Here is a 15,744-nt window from a genome sequence, read left to right as displayed (position 1 = left end):
GGTGCACGGATGCCGGTACGGACGGTCAGCGGTCGTTGATCTTGGCGGCCGCTGATCATTAGTGTCGGCGCATAAGCCGACCAGAAGAGGAGTTCCCATGAGCGGCCTGCCGGCCACGATGCGAGCGGCGCGGTTCGACGCGGCGTCGAAGAAGCTGAGCGTGGAGACGGTGCCCGTGCCGGCCCCGGGGCGCGGTGAGGTCGTGGTCAAGGTCGCGGCGTGCGGGATCTGCCACTCGGACCTGACCCAGCTCGACGGGCACTTCACCCCGAAACTGCCGGTGATCACGCCTGGACACGAGACGGCCGGAACTGTCGCCGCCGTCGGCGAGGAGGTCGGCTTCTGGTCGCCGGGCGACCGCGTGGTCGTGGCCGCGGGCCGCCCGTGCGGCACGTGCCGCGAATGCCGCCAGGGCGGCGGGATCGACGTGTGCGAAAAGCTCGAGATCATGGCCTTCGACTACGACGGCGCCTGGGCCGAGTACGTGGTCACGCCCGCGACGACGCTGGTCGGCGTGCCGGAGCACGTGCCGCTGGAGCAGGCCGCGGTGCTGGCCGACGCGGTCTCGACCCCGTACGGCGCCGTCGACACGGCCGGGCTGCGCCCCGCGGAGGCCGTGGGGATCTGGGGTCTCGGCGGGCTGGGCACGCACCTGGTGCAGCTCGCGCGCCTCTGCGGCGCGTCGCCGATCGTGGCGCTCGACCCACTGCCGGCGGCCCGCGAACGCGCGCTCGGCCTCGGCGCCGACTTCGCGCTCGACCCGCTCGACGAAGCGACTCCCGACAAGCTCGCCGAGATCACCGGTGGTCACGGGCTCGACGTCGCGTTCGACTGCGTCGGCCGGGGTGCCAGCGTCAAGCAGGCCGACCGCGCGCTCGGCCACCGCGGCCGGCTGGTGCTCGTCGGGATGTCGCCCGACCACCTGGACCTGGGGGCCGAGCTGAACTTCGTGCGGCGGCGCCACACCGTCGTCGGGCACCTCGGTTATCGCATGAAGCACCTGTCCGACCTGGTGGAGCTGGTCGCCCGCGGGCGGCTGGACGTGTCGGGCTCCGTGAGCGCGATCCTGCCGCTGGAGGAGGCCGCCGAAGGGGTGCGGCGCCTGCGCGAACACGAAGGCGACCCGATCCGGATCCTGCTTCGGCCTTGACCCTGACGTCACAGGAGGGTCGAGCATCGAAGGCGTGAACGAATACACCAGCCCCGTCCCGATGCCGGCCCTCGACGCGATCGCGCCGGAGCCCTACCGCGGCATCTACGGCATGCCCATGTTCCCGATGATCCCGACGGCCGACCTCGAGGAGTCCAAGGACTTCTGGTTGCGCGGCCTCGGGTTCATCGACCTTTTCTCCATTCCCGGCCGGCTCACCCACCTGCGGCGGTGGGCGTTCCAGGACGTGCTGCTCGTGCCGGGTGAAGTCACGCCCGGCTCCGCGTTGGCCATCAGCTTCTCGTGCGTCCTCTCCCAGATCGACGAGGTCGCCGCGCGGTGCGAACAGCTGCGGCCGGGCTGCACGAGTGGCCCGGAGGAGAAGCCGTGGAACTCCGTCGAGCTCACGGTGGAGACACCCGAACGGGTGCGGATCGTGCTCACCGCCGCCCGGCCGATCGACCCGGACGGCGCCCAGGCCGACGAACTGCGGGCCGTCGGATTCGACATTCCGCGCGGGTGAGCCACACTGGCCTGATGAGCGAAGGCCTCACTGTCGGCCGGGCAGCGGCGCTCGTCGGGGTCAGCGTGAAGACGCTGCACCACTGGGACGCGATCGGTCTCGTGCGCCCGAGCGAGCGCACGTCTGCGGGGTACCGGGTGTACTCGGGCGACGACATCGCCCGGGTGCACCGGGTCCTCGTCTACCGCGAGCTGGGTTTCCCGCTCGCCGAGATCGGCCGCCTGCTCGACGACCCGGCCGTCGACGCCCGTGCGCATCTTCGGCGCCAGCGCACCGAGCTCGTCGACCGGATTTCCCGTCTGGAGACGATGGTGTCGGCCGTCGATCGCATGCTGGCCGCCGCGAAGACCGGCATCCGGCTCACCCCGGAACAACAGGTGGAGATCTTCGGCTCCGACTGGCGCCCGGAATGGGTCGGTGAAGCCGAAACCCGCTGGGGCGACAGTCCTCAGTGGACCCAGTACACCGAACGCGCCGCCAAGCTGAGCCCCGCCGACTGGCAGGAAGTGGTGGCGCGCGTCGAAAAGCTGAACGCCGACCTGGCGACCGCCCACCAGACCGGCGTCACCCCGGGCTCGGCCGAGGCCAACGATCTGGCCGAACGCCACCGCGCGTCCATGACGACGTACTTCGACTGCCCCCACGCCCGCCACGTCTGCCTCGGCCGGCTCCTGGCGGAGGACGAGGGGTTCGCGGGCTACTACAGCGGGTTCTCGCCGGACCTGGCGCCGTGGCTGCGCGAGGTGATCAACGCGAACGCCGCGGCCCACGGCGTCGACCCGGAGACCGCCACCTGGGACTGACGTTTTCGCCCGGCGAACCCGGAAGTGCTCGCCGGCGGCACAGCGCGACCAGCCCCGCCGGCGAGCGTTCCGGGTTTCGTGCGGCGGCGCCTCACCGCCACCGCACGAAACCCGGACCACCGCGCACCGTCCCCCGACGACGTCGCACGGTGGCCCGGAGCGGGCTTCAGTCGGTCACCAGCTCCGACTTGTGCTCCCGCAGCCACTCCTCCAGCGACGTCAGCCGCGGGTTGATGCGGCGCACGCGCTCGAGGTCGCGGGACTCGACGAACGAGTCGGCGGCGTCTGCGTAGAACTGGTACATGTTGCCGACTTCGACCGCACCCGGGTAGCCGGCGGCGCGGGCCTCGTCGTGGGTCTGGGGCCGGTAGACGACCTCCTCGCCCAGCACGTTCGTGAACAGCTCCGCCAGCTGGACGCCCGTGTAGTGCGCGCCGGCGAGGCCGACCGTGCGGCCGATGTACGTCGGGCCCGCCAGGAAGATGCCGTAGGCCGTGCGGCCGATGTCCTCCGACGCGACGAGCGCCATCACGGAGTCGCCCATCGGGTTGGTCAGCGCGAGCTTGCCGTCGGCGCCGCGGTGCACGCCCTGGCCCTGCAGGAGCGACTCGTAGTAGAACGTCGTCTCCAGGAACGTGGTCGGCACGCCGTGCTCGGTGAAGAACCGGTTGCCCTCGCCCTTGGCGTCGAAGTGGGGCACCGTGTACTTCTCGAGCAGCGTCGGCAGCTCGAGGCCCTGGTGTTCGAAGTGCGGGCGGGTGTCCTCCAGCGTGGACCAGACCACGTGCTTCAGACCGGTCTTCTTCGCGGCGCGCGCGGCGATCTCCGCCTGGTCGAGCTCCATCTGCGCCCGCGTGCGCGCCGCTTCCTCCTCGGGGGTGCGCTGGACCCAGAAGTTCGTGACCACGTACGCGCCATACGCGCCTTCGAACGCGCGCAGCACACTCGTCTCGTCGTCGAGATCGGCCGCCACGACCTCCGCCCCGCGCGCCGCCAGCTCCTTCGCCGCCGGGGACTCGACGTCACGGGTCAGCGCACGAAGGCTGAACGGTCCCTGCGGGTCGTCGAGGATCGCACGGGCCAGACCACCGCCCTGCGAACCGGTCGCCCCCCACCACGGCAATGATCTTCTTGTCGGTCATCGGGTTCCTGCCTCTCTCGTCGGATGTTTCCCGAACGAGTTCCAGGTTGTCCCTCTTTTCCGGACGGCACCTCGCCACACCGTGGGTACCCACGGCGGGGGACGGCACAGGCTGTCACAGCCAGCCGCGCTCGTCGGCGACCCGCAGCGCTTCCATCCGGTTGCGCGTGCCCGTCTTGGCGATCGCCGCCGACAGGTAGTTGCGCACCGTGCCCTCCGACAGGTACAGCGTGGCCGCCATCTCGGCGACCGAGACCCCTGACCGGGCGGCGATCAGCACGTCGCGCTCGCGCGCAGTGAGCGGCGACTCCCCCGCCGCCAGCGTCGCGACGGCCAGCGCCGGATCCACCACGCGCTCACCGGCGACCACGCGGCGGATCGCGTCGGCCAGCGTCTCGGCCGGAGCGTCCTTCACCACGAACCCGACGGCACCCGCCTCCATCGCGCGCCGCAGGTAGCCCGCGCGCCCGAACGTGGTCAGCATGACCACGCGGCAGCCCGGCGCTTTCTTGGCGAGCACGGCCGCCGCGGCCAGGCCGTCGAGGCCCGGCATCTCGATGTCCAGCAACGCGACGTCCGGCTGCTCCGCCAGCGCCGCGTCCACCACCTGGTCACCGCGGCCGACCGACGCGACGACCGCGAAGTCGTCCTCCAGCTCCAGCAGGGCGCACAACGCCTGGCGCACCAGGGCCTGGTCGTCGGCGAGCAGCAGGCGGATGGTCATGCCGCCGCTCCGTTCTTCGAACGCGGAGCCTGCATCGACACGCACAGCCGCCACCCCCGCGGCTGCGCCGGCCCGGCCTCCATCCGCCCACCCGCCTCGGCGACGCGTGAGCGCAACCCGTCCAGACCGTTGCCCGAAGAAGCCACCGCGCCCACCCCGTCGTCACGCACTTCCACCTCCGAAGCCGAAAGCCGGACGGTGCAGCTCGTCGCACGAGCGTGGCGCGCGACGTTGGTCAGCCCCTCCCGCACGACCCAGCCGAACAGCTCCTGGTGGGCGCCGTCGACCACGTCCGTCGCGGTGGGCAGGTCGGCCGTGACCCCGGACGCGCGCAGCAGCTCCCGGCCGCGCGCCAGCTCCCCGGCCAGCGTCACGTCGCGGCTGCCCGAAACGGCCGCGCGCACGTCGGCGAGTGCCTGCCGGGAGAGGCGTTCGACCTCGCCGATCTCCTCGAACGCGCGTTCCGTGTCCGTCTCCCCGAGGCGGCGGGCGAGATTGCTCTTCACCGTGATCGCGGTGAGCGAGTGGCCGAGCAGGTCGTGAAGGTCGCGGGCGATGCGGGTGCGCTCGGCTTCGGCCGCGAGCCGCTCGACCTCCGCGCGAGCCTCGACCAGCGCCCGGTTGGTACGGACCGCCTCGGAGAAGGCGTAGACCATCAGCGCGGTGAACACGAGTGCGATGGCCTGCGCCCACGCCGGCCCGGAGTGCCACGGCCGCACGGCCGGCGGCACCACGATCGCCGCCAGCCCGGCCCCCAGGAGCACCACCACCGCCACCCTGCCGCGCAGCAGCCGCATCAGAAACGCCACGACGACCGCGGCCAGGAAAAAAGCGTCGGCCTGCGCAAAGGGCAACACGGCGAGGAACAGCACCGCCTGGGCGCCCAGTGACCACCAGAACACCCGCGGGGCCACGCGGTCCGCGGCGATCGCGGCCACCACGTAGCAGCAGCTGAACAACCCCACGAGCACGCAGCCCACCACAGCGGTGGTGCCGCCGCGCGGCACCAGGCCGGCCACGGTCACCGCCGGGTACACGAGCATGCCGGCGTCGAGCACGAACCGGCGCCGCCCGAGCACCCAGCGATCGACGTTGTCGTCCACGTCGGGCACGCTACCGGGATCCTGGTCAGGCCCGCGCGAACAACGAGCGGACGTGCCGCCCGTTGGCGATCAGCACGACACCCAGCAGCAGCAGCGCGCACACGCCTTGCTCGGCTCGCAGCCACACCGGGAACGCGCCGGGCAGCGCCGCGATGACGACCAGCGCCACCAGCATGATCGCGGTGACCAACCGCAGCCGCAGGTAGGCGCGGCGCGAGCCCTTGCTCGTCCGGAGGGTGAAGGACAACGTGAGCAGGGCGCTGGCCACCACGATGACCGTGCGCACCCACACGGCGTCAGTGACCATCGTGGCGTTGTTCCGCAGCAGGACCACCGCTCCGACGGTGAGCACGCTGAGCGTGAGGTAGGCGATGACGAGCGCTCTCGTGGTGCGGAAGGCCGAGAGGCTGCGCGGGTGGTTGAGGCTTTCGTGGGACACGGCGGCGGAGCTGGCGTTCATGACTGTCCTTTCCGGACGGTGTGGAGTTCTCCCCTTGTTCTCCACCCATGCTGGGCGAGTGCGCCGGCCCACAGCAGTGAGCCGGCGCATGAACCGCCCATGACATTTGTCAGAAATCCGACGGCGGCCCCGTTTCCGTCAGCTTGCCCTCGGCGAGCGTGAGCCAGCGGCTGATGCCCAGCTCGGCGAGGAAGCGGTCGTCGTGGCTCACGACCACGAACGCGCCCTGGTATGCGTTGAGCGCGCCGGTGAGCTGCTCCACGCTCGCGAGGTCGAGGTTGTTCGTGGGCTCGTCGAGCAGGAGCAGCTGCGGCGCCGGCTCCGCGCACAGCACGCACACCAGCGTCGCCCGTAGCCGTTCGCCACCCGAGAGCACCCGGACCGGCAGGTGCGCCCGCGGCCCGCGGAACAGGAAGCGCGCGAGCAGGTTCATCAGGTCGGCCTCGGGCAGCTGAGGCGCGGCCGCCCGCAGGTTCTCCGCCACGGTGCGGTCGTCGTCGAGCAGGTCCAGACGCTGCGAGAGGTACGCGACGCGGCCGTCGGCCCTGGTCAGCAGCCCGCTGTCGGGTTCGAGCAGGCCCGCGGCGAGCCGCATCAATGTCGACTTGCCGACTCCGTTGGCGCCGATCAACGCGATCCGTTCCGGCCCGCGGATCGCCAGCGTCGCACCTTCGCCGGCGAACAGCTCCCGCACGTGCAGGCGCTCGCCGTGGAACACCGTGCGCCCGGCGGGCACGGCGGTGTCGGGCAGCTCCAGCACGATCGTGTCGTCTTCGCGCGCGGCGCGGTCGGCCTCGTCGAGCCGGGCTTTGGCGGCGCCGAGCCGTTGCGAGTGCATGTCGTTGGCCTTGCCGGCCGACGATTCCGCGCGGCGCTTGATGTTGCCGAGCGCGATGCGCGGGATGTCGGAGCCGGTGCGGGCGCCGGTGGACGCCCGCCGCGCCGCGCGTTCGCGGGCCTGCTGAAGCTCGCGTTTCTCGCGCTTGACCTCCTGTTCGGCGGTGCGCACGTTCTTCTCCGCGACCTCGCGCGCGGCTTTCTTCGCGGCCTCGTACTCGGTGAAGCTGCCGCCGAACAGCCGCAGCGAACCGTGGTCCAGCTCCGCGATCCGGTCCATGCGGTCGAGCAGGTCGCGGTCGTGGCTGACCAGCAGCAGCGTGCCCTTCCAGTCGCCGAGCACGGTGTGCAGGCGGCGCCGGGAGTCGCGGTCGAGGTTGTTGGTGGGCTCGTCGAGCAGCAGCACGTCGGGCTGTTTCAGCAGCTGCGCGGCCAGGCCGAGCGACACGATCTGGCCGCCGCTGAGCGTGTCGAGCCGGCGGTCGAGCGCGACGTCGCCGAGCCCGAGCCGGTCCAGCTCCGCGCGGGCGCGTTCTTCGATGTCCCAGTCGCTGCCGACTTTCGCGAAGTGCTCCTCGCCCGCGTCACCACCTTCGATGGCCGCGAGCGCGCACGATCGGCTCGATCTCCAGCACCTCGGCCACGGTCGGTTCGCCGGCGAGCGGCAACGTCTGCGGCAGGTAGCCGAGCACACCGTCGGTGGTCACCGAACCGGCGAGCGGGTGGAGCTCGCCGGCGATGAGCTTGAGCAGGGTGCTCTTGCCGGCGCCGTTGGGCGCGACGAGACCGGTGCGACCCGGCCCGAGCGTGAAGGACAGGTCTTCGAAGACGGGGGTGCCGTCGGTCCAGGAAAAGGACAGGCCGGAACAGACGACGGAGGACTTGGACATGGCAGGACTCTCAGGGTGGAGCGGGCGTGCGTGAGCCGCCCGGAGAACGACAGGGCAGGGTTTCAGGAAACGACAAGATGCGGTGTCGCTGTGGTTGCAAAAAGCACCGAGCGCACCGCTGTCGTCGCCGGATTCACCCGGAGATGTCGTCCTCAGCCACCATTTCGGTGGTCAACTCCCTGATCCTTCGCGTTCACGATCACCACGACCTTATCAGCCACGCCTGTCCACGCGCCGCTCAAATTCGGTCGCCGGTGCCGCCACCCGTCCGTCGCGAATGGACGGACGGGTGACGAACGCCGAGGTCAGGAGGTCTTCGGCCGGTGGCCGGGCTCCTGGTGGGGGAAGCTCTGCTGCGTGGTCGGGATGGGCGGCAGCTTGAACTGGCTGACCTCGTACTGCGCGAGGTTGTACTGGCCCGTGGTGTCGGGCAGCGTCGGCGCGTGCTTGGTGGCGTCGTGGAAGCGGAACGCCGAGGTGAGGTCGCCCACACTGCGGCGCCGCCAGTCGGTGATGTTCGGCTCGCGCACGCCGGTCACCTGCTCCAGCAGCCGCAGCTGCGACGTGTGGTCGGAGGTCTCCGAGCACACCCAGCCGCCGACGGTCCACGGCGACACGATGATGCACGGCACGCGGAAGCCGAGACCGGTGGGCAGGCCGGCGCCGTCGACGCCGGTCACCGACTTCTTGAACACGAACTCACCCGGGGTGCCGGGCTTCGGGGTCGGCGGCACGACGTGGTCGAACAGGCCGTCGTTCTCGTCGTAGGACAGGATGAACGCCGTCTTGGCCCACACGTCGGGGTTGGCCGCGATGGCGTCGATCTTGCCGGCGACGAAGGTCGCGCCGGCGGCGGGCAGGCCGGCCGGGTGCTCGTCGAAGCCCGAGGGCGGCAGGATCCAGCTCACGGTGGGCAGCTGGTCGTGGGCCGCGTCGTACTCGAACTGGCCGAGCGGCTGCGGGTTCATGCCCTTCTCGAACAGGTCGTCGCCTGGCTTCGCGTTGAAGTACTGGGCGATGTGCGCGAGCGAGGCGAGCCCGGTCGTCCCGCCCGGCGAGTGGTAGATCTTCCAGCTCACGCCGGCCTCGGTGAGGCGCTCGGGGTAGGTCTTGAACGAGTACGCGCCGTTGGGCGCGCTCGTGGTGAGCGAGGGGCCACCGAAGTCGCCCGCGGCGTCGATCGTGCCAGCCATCCACATGTGGCGGTTCGGGCCCGTGGGGCCGAGCACCGAGCAGTGGTAGGAGTCGAGGATCGTGAACGCGTCGGCCAGCGCGTACTGGAACGGGATGTCCTCACGGGTGAAGTAACCCATGGTGTACTGGCCGTTGGTCTCGCCGTCGGCGGCGCGGTGGGCGGGCAGCCACTGGTCGTTCTTGCCGCCGTTCCAAGCCGCGTGCTGCACGGCCCACTCGTGGCTCGTCGACGGGATCGCCTGCGCGGCGGTCGACTTCGTGTCCAGGTGGTACGGCAGCAGGTAACCCTTGGGGTTCTTCGCGTCCTTCTGGTAGAAGACCGAGCTGCCGTCCGACTGGCGCGCGGCGTGGGGGTCGCCGAAGCCGCGGACGCCGGACAGCGTGCCGTAGTAGTGATCGAAGCTGCGGTTCTCCTGCATCAGCATGACGACGTGCTTGAGGTCGGAGATCCGGCCGTTCTTCGGCGCGGGCGAAGCGATCGCCTTGCGGACGTTCGCCGGCAACGCCATCGCGGCGGCGGCGAGACCGCCCGCGGCGGCCGCTGAACCCAGGAGGCGTCTGCGCGTGAAACCGTTGCCCTGGTCGGTGTTCTCGGTCATCGAGGTCCTTTCGGGGTGGGAGCCACGGGGAACACTCGTCTGCCGCGGTGAGCCGTTCGCCCAGGAGTTGATGAGCAGTGGCTGAACTTCCGCCGAACTCGCCGTGGCGTAGTGACGTGCGCAACTCGATTTCCGGACGAAGCGGCGGAACCAGACGTAGGATGCGTCCACTGTGGAGTGTCATTTTTCCCGTCAGCGGAACGGCCGGCGGTTGCTAGGGTGCCGGTGTGAATCGCACGATCGCGGTGAACTACCCCGCGCCGATCCCGGTGGGCCACGTCGTCGAGGTGACCGAGTTCGCCGACACCCGCCCGGAGAAGAAGCGCCGCGGGTTCGACATGAGCGAGGCCTTCCGGCACCCGGTGCTGTTCGACCGCACCACCGGGATCCGGTACATGAACCACGTCCACGCGTCCACGGGCGGCAACGGCGGGAACACGTTCACCCCCGTGCTCTACCCGGTGGTCCCCCGATCGGACCTCGCCGTGTCGGCCGTCTGGCTGGGCACCGTGGTGGCGTGCGCGCTCGTGATGAACGAGGGCTTGAACGGGCAACACACCACTTTGGTGCTCGCGCCGGCCTGACGGCTCAGTTCGCCGGGTCGACCGGCACCGGCCAGCGGCTCGCGCCGAGCTCCCGGGTCGGCGTGCGGGGTGAACGCGAGCACGGCCTTGCCCACGGCTCATGTCGGCAAGTGCGCCCGGGGCTGTGATCGCGCGGGCGCACTCGCCGTTGCGCTGGTCCTGGAGGTGAAGCTCCCCTGTGGAGGGTCAGGGCATAGCCGGGGCCTGGCGTGGGCCCATGGCCGCGCCGGCGAGGACCAGGAGGCCGCCGACCAGGAGAAGGATCGGGCCGAGGCCCAGGGAGGAGAAGTTGCCCCAGTAGAGGGTGGCGATGCCGGCGGCGTGGAAGATCAGCATGACGGCCGCGCGGCCGCTGAAGACCGTGCGGTACCACCAGAAGCCGGCGCGGGTGAGTTCGCGGCTGCGGATGCCGCTCAGCAGGAACGCCGAGCGTTTGGCCCGGAGTGCGCCGAGTGTCCAGGGCAGCACCGACCCGGCTGTCGCGGCGGTGATGATGAAGGCGAGGAACTGCACGTACGTCGCCGCGAAGCCGGAGGCGGCCGCGTTGTCGCTGGCGGCCTTGACGAGGTCGAGGAAGGACATCGTCACCGACTGGGTGCCGTTGGTGAAGGTGATCCACGAAACACCGAAGAGGGCGACGAGTTCCAGCACCACACCGAGCACCGCCGGGATCGCGCCGAGGCCGGGCAGGGTCAGCGGGCCGGCTGCTGAGCCCGGCTGCGGCGGGAAGCCCTGTGGCGGCTGGGAGAACTGCTGCTGTGGGGCGCCCCACTGCTGCGGCTGGCCGTGCTGCGGGAGGGGTTGCTGGTAACCGGGCTGCGGGTAGCCGGCCTCACCGGCCTGCCGCGGATAGCCCGACGGAGCCGGTTGCCCTTGCTGCTGCGGATATCCCGGCTGACCAGGCTGACCTTGCGGCTGCGCGTAACCCGGTTGTCCCGCCGGCTGCGGGTAACCCGGTTGGGCCTGCTGCTGCGGATAACCCGGCTGCGGCTGGCCCGCCTGGCCGAAACCCTGCTGCGCCTGGCCGGCCTCGGGGAATCCCGGCTGCGACTGACCCTGCTCGGTAAAGCCCGGCTGACCCGGCGCGGGATACCCCGCCGGATACCCCTGCTGACCTTGCGGATAACCCTGCGGTTGCTGACCCCCTGGGTGGCTCATGATCCAGGATCGTAGCCGCCCCCGGGGGATTCCACCGAGTCCTCAGGACAGTGGCTTGTCGAGCACCGCCTTGAGGTTGCTGAACGTGTCGATGGAGTACTTCCCGTGGTAGCGCCCCATGCCGCTCTCGCCGACGCCGCCGAACGGGAGTTCGGGCGCGACGAGGTGCAGCACCGGCATGCCGAACGTCACCGCGCCCGAGGAGGTTTCGGTGAGGATGCGCTGTTTGACCTCTTCGGACCCGGTGAACGCGTACAGCGCCAACGGTTTGTCGCGGCCCGTGATGAATGCGATGGCGTCGTCCAAAGACGACACGGGCAGCACCGGCAGGATCGGCCCGAAGATCTCCTCGCCCATCACGGGTGCGTCCGGCGCGACCTCGGCGAGCACGGTCGGTGCGATGAACTTGGCGTCGCGGTCGGTCTGGCCGCCGGTGACCACGCGGCCACTGGTCAGGAGGTGAGACAGGCGATCGAAGTGCCGGGTGTTCACGATACGCCCGTAGTCGGGGCTCGAAGCCGCGTCGTCGCCGAACTTCGCCTGCAGCGCCTCAGTCAGCAGCGGTTCGAGGCGGGCCGCGGTGTCGCCGATGGCGAGCACGTAGTCGGGCGCGACGCACGTCTGGCCGGCGTTCATGAACTTCGTGTCCACGATCCGCTGCGCCACCACCTGAAGATCGACGTCCGTGTCCACGATCACCGGGCTCTTGCCGCCCAGCTCCAGCGCCACGGGCGTGAGGTGCTTCGCCGCGGCCGTCATCACGATCCGCCCGACGACGCCGTTGCCCGTGTAGAAGATGTGGTCGAAGTGCTGCTCCAGCAGCTCCGTCGTCTCCGGGATGGCGCCCTCCACCACGGCCACGGCCTCGGGGTCGAGGTACGCCGGCACGTGGCGCGCGATGGCGGCCGACACCGTCGGCGAAAGCTCGCTCGGCTTCACGACGGCGGCGTTGCCCGCGGCCAGCACCCCCACCAGCGGCGCCAGGGCGAGGTGCAGCGGGTAGTTCCACGGCCCGATGATCAGCGCGACACCCAGCGGCTCGCGCACCACGCGGCCCTCGGCGGGCAGCAAGCGTTCCGGCAAGCCCGCGGGCTGCGGCGCGAGCCACTCGTCGAGGTGCTCGAGGGTGTCGTCGACCTCGTTGACGATGAACATCAGCTCGGTGCGGCGCGCCTCGGTGGCGTTCTTCGCGAGGTCGGTGTGCAAGGCGGCGAGGAAGTCGTCCTCCTGCTCCAGCAGCATGCGCTTCAACGCGCCGAGCTGCTCGCGCCGCCAGGACAGCGGCTTGGTGCGGCCGGCGGCGAACGACTTGCGCAGGCGGGAAACGAGGTCCGGGATCATGATCACGACAGTAGCCCGGCCGGCCGCGGCAGCCACTCGGCGCGCCCGGACCCGCGCGGCACGAGGATCGTCGAGAACTCACCCGGCGTCTCCGACATCCGCACCTGGTCGGTCACGCCCTGGTAGAGCCCCAGCGGCGTCTCGGCCGTGAACGTCTCCGGGTCGACGTACGCGTGCTGTTCACCGGTGCCCGCGACCGTGCGCGCGTACTCCTTGTCGAACACGCCCAGGCTGATGATCCACAACGCGATGCGCGTCAGCGAGATGTGCACGCGGTAGCTGCCGCCTTCGGTCGCCCGGCGCATCAACGCCGCGCAGATCCCAGTGGTGGCAAGCCAGGGCACGAGGTAGTCGTTGACCACGCCGATGTGCGGCAGCGCGGGCTGGTCCGGCGAGCCCTCCAGCGTCATCATCCCGGCGACCCACCCCGCCGTCTGGTCGAAGCCCACGCGCTGCGCCCACGGCCCACGTTCGCCGTGCAGCGACACGGTGGTGTGGATGATCCCGGGTCGCAGCTGCGCGGCACGCTGGGCGGACAACCCGAGCCCGGCGACGAGACCCGGCCGGCGGTTGGCGTAGAACACATCCGCGCCCCGCACCAGCTCGTGGACCTTCGCCAGCGCCGTCTTGTCCCGCAGGTAGTCCACTGTGGCCGATCGGACGCCGACGTTCGCCGTCGAGTACGTCACCGGGTTTTCCCACTCGGTCGGGCGCCAGAGGTTCAGCGCGTCGGCTCCGTGCTGCGCCAGCGCACGGCCGATGGCGGCGCCGGCGATCACGTGTCCCATCCCGAGCGCGCGAACGCCGTCGAGCGGCTGGCGAGCACCCTCGGGCAGCGGCTCCGGATCGGAATCGCCGATCTTCTCGATCTCGATGAGCGGCAGGCCGGCCAGCACGTCGCGGTATTGGCTGGTCTCGAGGAACTCCTCCGTGCTGCGCACCATCGGCATCACGAGACCCGCGTCGGCGCCGGCCTCCTCCAGGTCGAGCGCGCTCCAGCGGGCGACGGCGTTGGCCACGGCGGTCTCGTCGTCGTAGGTGCGAAGAAGCTTGAGCGCGGCGGACTTCAGCTTGGGGTAGATGTTGAGCGGCATCACCCAGCGGCCGTCGCCGGCGCGGTAGAACTTGAGCGTGAACGGGCTGCCCGGGTCGGCCGTGTTGGTGGGCGGCAGGCCGTTGATCAGCTCCCACTTCTTGTCGTAGAACGGGCACAGCCGGTGCGGCGCCGTGCGCACGTCCATGCTGATGTCCTGCCCCGGCCCACCGCGGTGGCGCCACAACGCGGCCAGCGCCACGGACTTGGCGACGAGCCCGATCGCCGGCGCCGCGCCCAGCCGCACCGCGCTCGGCACGATCGGGTCTGCACCGAGGAACTCGACAGAGCCACCACAGTCCTTTTCGGACAATCCGGCGTCGGCGAGCACTTCGGCCAGCGCGGCGTGGATGTCGAACCGGTCGTCCGCTTCGAAACGAATGGGGTTGGCGAGCGCTTCGCGGATCCGGTCGGTGACGGTCATCGCTGCTCCTGTCCCGGTGTGGTCCCCAGCGCCCTCATCACGGCGATCTGCTTCTCGTCGCGAGCCTTGGCCAGCTCGTCGATCGTGCCGCCGAAGTCCTCCGACTGGGCACTCAGCAGCGCGACGGTCGGTTCGTCGAGGTCCGGCGTACCCAGCTGGCCCCAGCGTTTCCGCAGGCCCGGGCCCAGGTGTTCGAGGAAGTGCGGCAGCCCGCCGGCCCCGCCCCCGAGGTGGAAGCTCAGGAACGGCCCGCTCACCGCCCACCGCTGCCCGAGCGAGGACGTGACCACTTCGTCAAGCTGCTGCTCGGTCACCACACCCTCGGCGACGAGGTGCACGCACTCGCGGAAGATCGCGGCCTGCAGCCGGTTCGCGACGAACCCGGGCACCTCCTTCGCCAGCACAATCGGCTTCTTGCCCAGGCTTTCGTAGAACGCGACGGCCCGCGCCACGTTCTCCGCCGACGTCTTCTCCCCCGCCACGACCTCCACCAGCGGAATCAGGTGCGGCGGGTTGAACGGGTGCCCCACCACAAGCCGTTCCGGCTGGTTCATAGCCGTGGCGATGTCGGTCGCGGGAATGCCCGACGTGGATGTGAGCAGCAACGCGTGCGCCGGAGCGTGGGCCTCGATGGTGCTGAAGATCCGATGCTTCAGGTCGAGCCGTTCGGGGCCGTTCTCCTGCACCACGTCCGCCTCGGCAACGGCCGTCGCCAGGTCCGGCTCGAAGCTCACCGCCAAGTCACGACCGGGCAAGCCGAGCTCCCGCAACGCCGGCTCCAGCTCCGCCAGCCCGGCGCGCACGGTGTCCTCGATGCCCGGCGCCGGGTCGCTGACCGTCACGTCGAGGCCGCGCGAGGCCATCAGCCCGGCCCACGACACGCCGATGACCCCGCCGCCGACGATGGTCGCCTTCATGGTTTCCCCTCAAGCCAGGTAGTCGTGCACGACCGCGAGCCGGCCGAGTGTGAGGTCGGTCAGAAGGTGGCGAGCCGACACGATCTCCAGCACCGGCAGGTCGGCCAGCGGCGCCAGCGCGTGGGCCACGAGGTGCAGCCGCGCCGGGCCGGTCCACGCGCCCTTGATCGTGACGTCGCTGATCCGGCTGCGCGCGAGCTCGCAGATGCGCGGACGGCCGTCGTAGCCGGGCACGATCTTGAGCATGAACGTCGGCGCGGTCAGCTCTGCCCGAGCCTGGGCTTCGTCGAGCGCGCGGTGCTTGTAGCCCATCGTGGCCAGCGCGACCTGGATCGAGCCGTAGTCGAGCGTGCCCACGAGCGTGTCGGAATCCGTGTACAGCCTGGGTTTGCCGAGCTTCTTCGGGTACGCGGCGACCTCGCGGCCGCTCGCGATGGCGGGCAGGCTGTCCACGTACATGCCCAGGGTGAACTCACCGACCTCGTCGCCGTGGCGCACCATCGCGACCTGGCCGGACTCCGTGTAGTCGCCGAGGCCGGTCACGTCGGGCATTCGCATCACCTCGAACCGCACCAGCGGCTCGTCCACGACCAGTGGTTCCGGGACGAGCGCCCGCAGCGCCGCCGGATCCGTCCGGTAGGTGATGTTCAGGTATTCGCGGTCGGTGAACCGGTAGGGCCCGCGCGGAAAAGCCGGCGCGGCCAGGGGCGTGGTGAGCTGGGCGAGGACCTCGTCCTCACGCATGAGCGACTTCCCGCAAGATCACGAACCGCAATCTACCTGCGACTTTCCGCTGCCGCATC

The 15,744-nt window shown here is 70.6% G+C and carries 14 protein-coding genes and 1 pseudogene; 4 read left to right on the top strand and 11 right to left on the bottom strand.

All coding sequences use genetic code 11. From position 1 onward, the window contains the following. The first annotated feature begins 97 nt into the window (after positions 1-97). The 3 genes from K1T34_RS25665 to K1T34_RS25655 are packed head-to-tail and all read left to right on the top strand — an operon-like array spanning position 98 to position 2,476. Positions 98-1,150, top strand: coding sequence for a zinc-binding dehydrogenase (locus tag K1T34_RS25665; protein WP_255638708.1), 1,053 nt, complete (start codon positions 98-100; stop codon positions 1,148-1,150). A 34-nt stretch (positions 1,151-1,184) separates the two neighbouring features. Further along, positions 1,185-1,673 (top strand): VOC family protein, encoded by a 489-nt coding sequence (locus tag K1T34_RS25660; RefSeq protein WP_255638707.1) that lies wholly within the window; start codon positions 1,185-1,187, stop codon positions 1,671-1,673. Positions 1,674-1,687: 14 nt separating this feature from the next. Then, positions 1,688-2,476 carry a MerR family transcriptional regulator gene (locus K1T34_RS25655; protein WP_220246723.1) on the top strand — a complete coding sequence of 263 codons (789 nt, stop codon included), beginning with the start codon at positions 1,688-1,690 and terminating at the stop codon, positions 2,474-2,476. A gap of 166 nt (positions 2,477-2,642) precedes the next feature. On the opposite strand, the gene K1T34_RS25650 is transcribed toward K1T34_RS25655, so the two are convergent. The 6 genes and pseudogenes from K1T34_RS25650 to K1T34_RS25620 form a co-directional block, all read right to left on the bottom strand. After that, a complete protein-coding gene (locus tag K1T34_RS25650) occupies positions 2,643-3,599 on the bottom strand; it encodes an NmrA/HSCARG family protein (RefSeq protein WP_255638706.1) in 957 nt (318 codons plus the stop codon). Positions 3,600-3,732: 133 nt separating this feature from the next. Beyond that, positions 3,733-4,341, bottom strand: coding sequence for a response regulator (locus K1T34_RS25645; protein WP_220246722.1), 609 nt, complete (start codon positions 4,339-4,341; stop codon positions 3,733-3,735). Further along, positions 4,338-5,444, bottom strand: coding sequence for a sensor histidine kinase (locus tag K1T34_RS25640; protein ID WP_255638705.1), 1,107 nt, complete (start codon positions 5,442-5,444; stop codon positions 4,338-4,340). Before K1T34_RS25640 ends, K1T34_RS25645 begins: the two co-directional genes overlap by 4 nt. Positions 5,445-5,469: 25 nt before the next feature. Next, positions 5,470-5,904 (bottom strand): hypothetical protein, encoded by a 435-nt coding sequence (locus K1T34_RS25635; protein WP_255638704.1) that lies wholly within the window; start codon positions 5,902-5,904, stop codon positions 5,470-5,472. 109 nt (positions 5,905-6,013) lie between these two features. Then, a pseudogene (locus tag K1T34_RS25630) lies at positions 6,014-7,631 on the bottom strand (ABC-F family ATP-binding cassette domain-containing protein). A gap of 305 nt (positions 7,632-7,936) precedes the next feature. Beyond that, complete coding sequence (locus tag K1T34_RS25620; RefSeq protein ID WP_220246719.1) at positions 7,937-9,424, bottom strand: alkaline phosphatase family protein; 1,488 nt, start codon at positions 9,422-9,424, stop codon at positions 7,937-7,939. Between the two features lie 227 nt (positions 9,425-9,651). Here K1T34_RS25620 and K1T34_RS25615 point away from each other — a divergent pair, with 227 nt between their 5' ends. Beyond that, the gene (locus K1T34_RS25615) at positions 9,652-10,008 is read left to right on the top strand and encodes a hypothetical protein (RefSeq protein WP_220246718.1); all 357 of its coding nucleotides are present in this window, start codon (positions 9,652-9,654) and stop codon (positions 10,006-10,008) included. 186 nt (positions 10,009-10,194) lie between these two features. Here K1T34_RS25615 and K1T34_RS25610 read toward each other — a convergent pair whose 3' ends face one another. Genes K1T34_RS25610 through K1T34_RS25590 form a run of 5 tightly spaced genes read right to left on the bottom strand, consistent with a single transcriptional unit; the run spans position 10,195 to position 15,685 of the window. Further along, entirely contained in the window at positions 10,195-11,166 is a 972-nt protein-coding gene (locus K1T34_RS25610) for a hypothetical protein (protein ID WP_220246717.1), read from the bottom strand. A 42-nt stretch (positions 11,167-11,208) separates the two neighbouring features. Further along, the gene (locus K1T34_RS25605; protein ID WP_220246716.1) at positions 11,209-12,507 is read right to left on the bottom strand and encodes an aldehyde dehydrogenase family protein; all 1,299 of its coding nucleotides are present in this window, start codon (positions 12,505-12,507) and stop codon (positions 11,209-11,211) included. Between the two features lie 2 nt (positions 12,508-12,509). Beyond that, complete coding sequence (locus K1T34_RS25600) at positions 12,510-14,024, bottom strand: CoA transferase (RefSeq protein ID WP_220246715.1); 1,515 nt, start codon at positions 14,022-14,024, stop codon at positions 12,510-12,512. After that, on the bottom strand, positions 14,021-14,941 hold the full coding sequence (locus K1T34_RS25595) for a 3-hydroxyacyl-CoA dehydrogenase NAD-binding domain-containing protein (protein ID WP_220246714.1): 921 nt from the start codon (positions 14,939-14,941) through the stop codon (positions 14,021-14,023). Before K1T34_RS25595 ends, K1T34_RS25600 begins: the two co-directional genes overlap by 4 nt. A 9-nt stretch (positions 14,942-14,950) precedes the next feature. Next, positions 14,951-15,685, bottom strand: coding sequence for an acetoacetate decarboxylase (locus tag K1T34_RS25590; protein WP_220246713.1), 735 nt, complete (start codon positions 15,683-15,685; stop codon positions 14,951-14,953). Between the last annotated feature and the right edge of the window lie 59 nt (positions 15,686-15,744).

The sequence above is a fragment of the Amycolatopsis sp. DSM 110486 genome (genome assembly GCF_019468465.1).
In the GTDB taxonomy this organism is placed as follows: domain Bacteria; phylum Actinomycetota; class Actinomycetes; order Mycobacteriales; family Pseudonocardiaceae; genus Amycolatopsis.
Note: the sequence above shows the minus strand (reverse complement) of the source record. Positions and strands in the feature narration are given on the sequence as shown.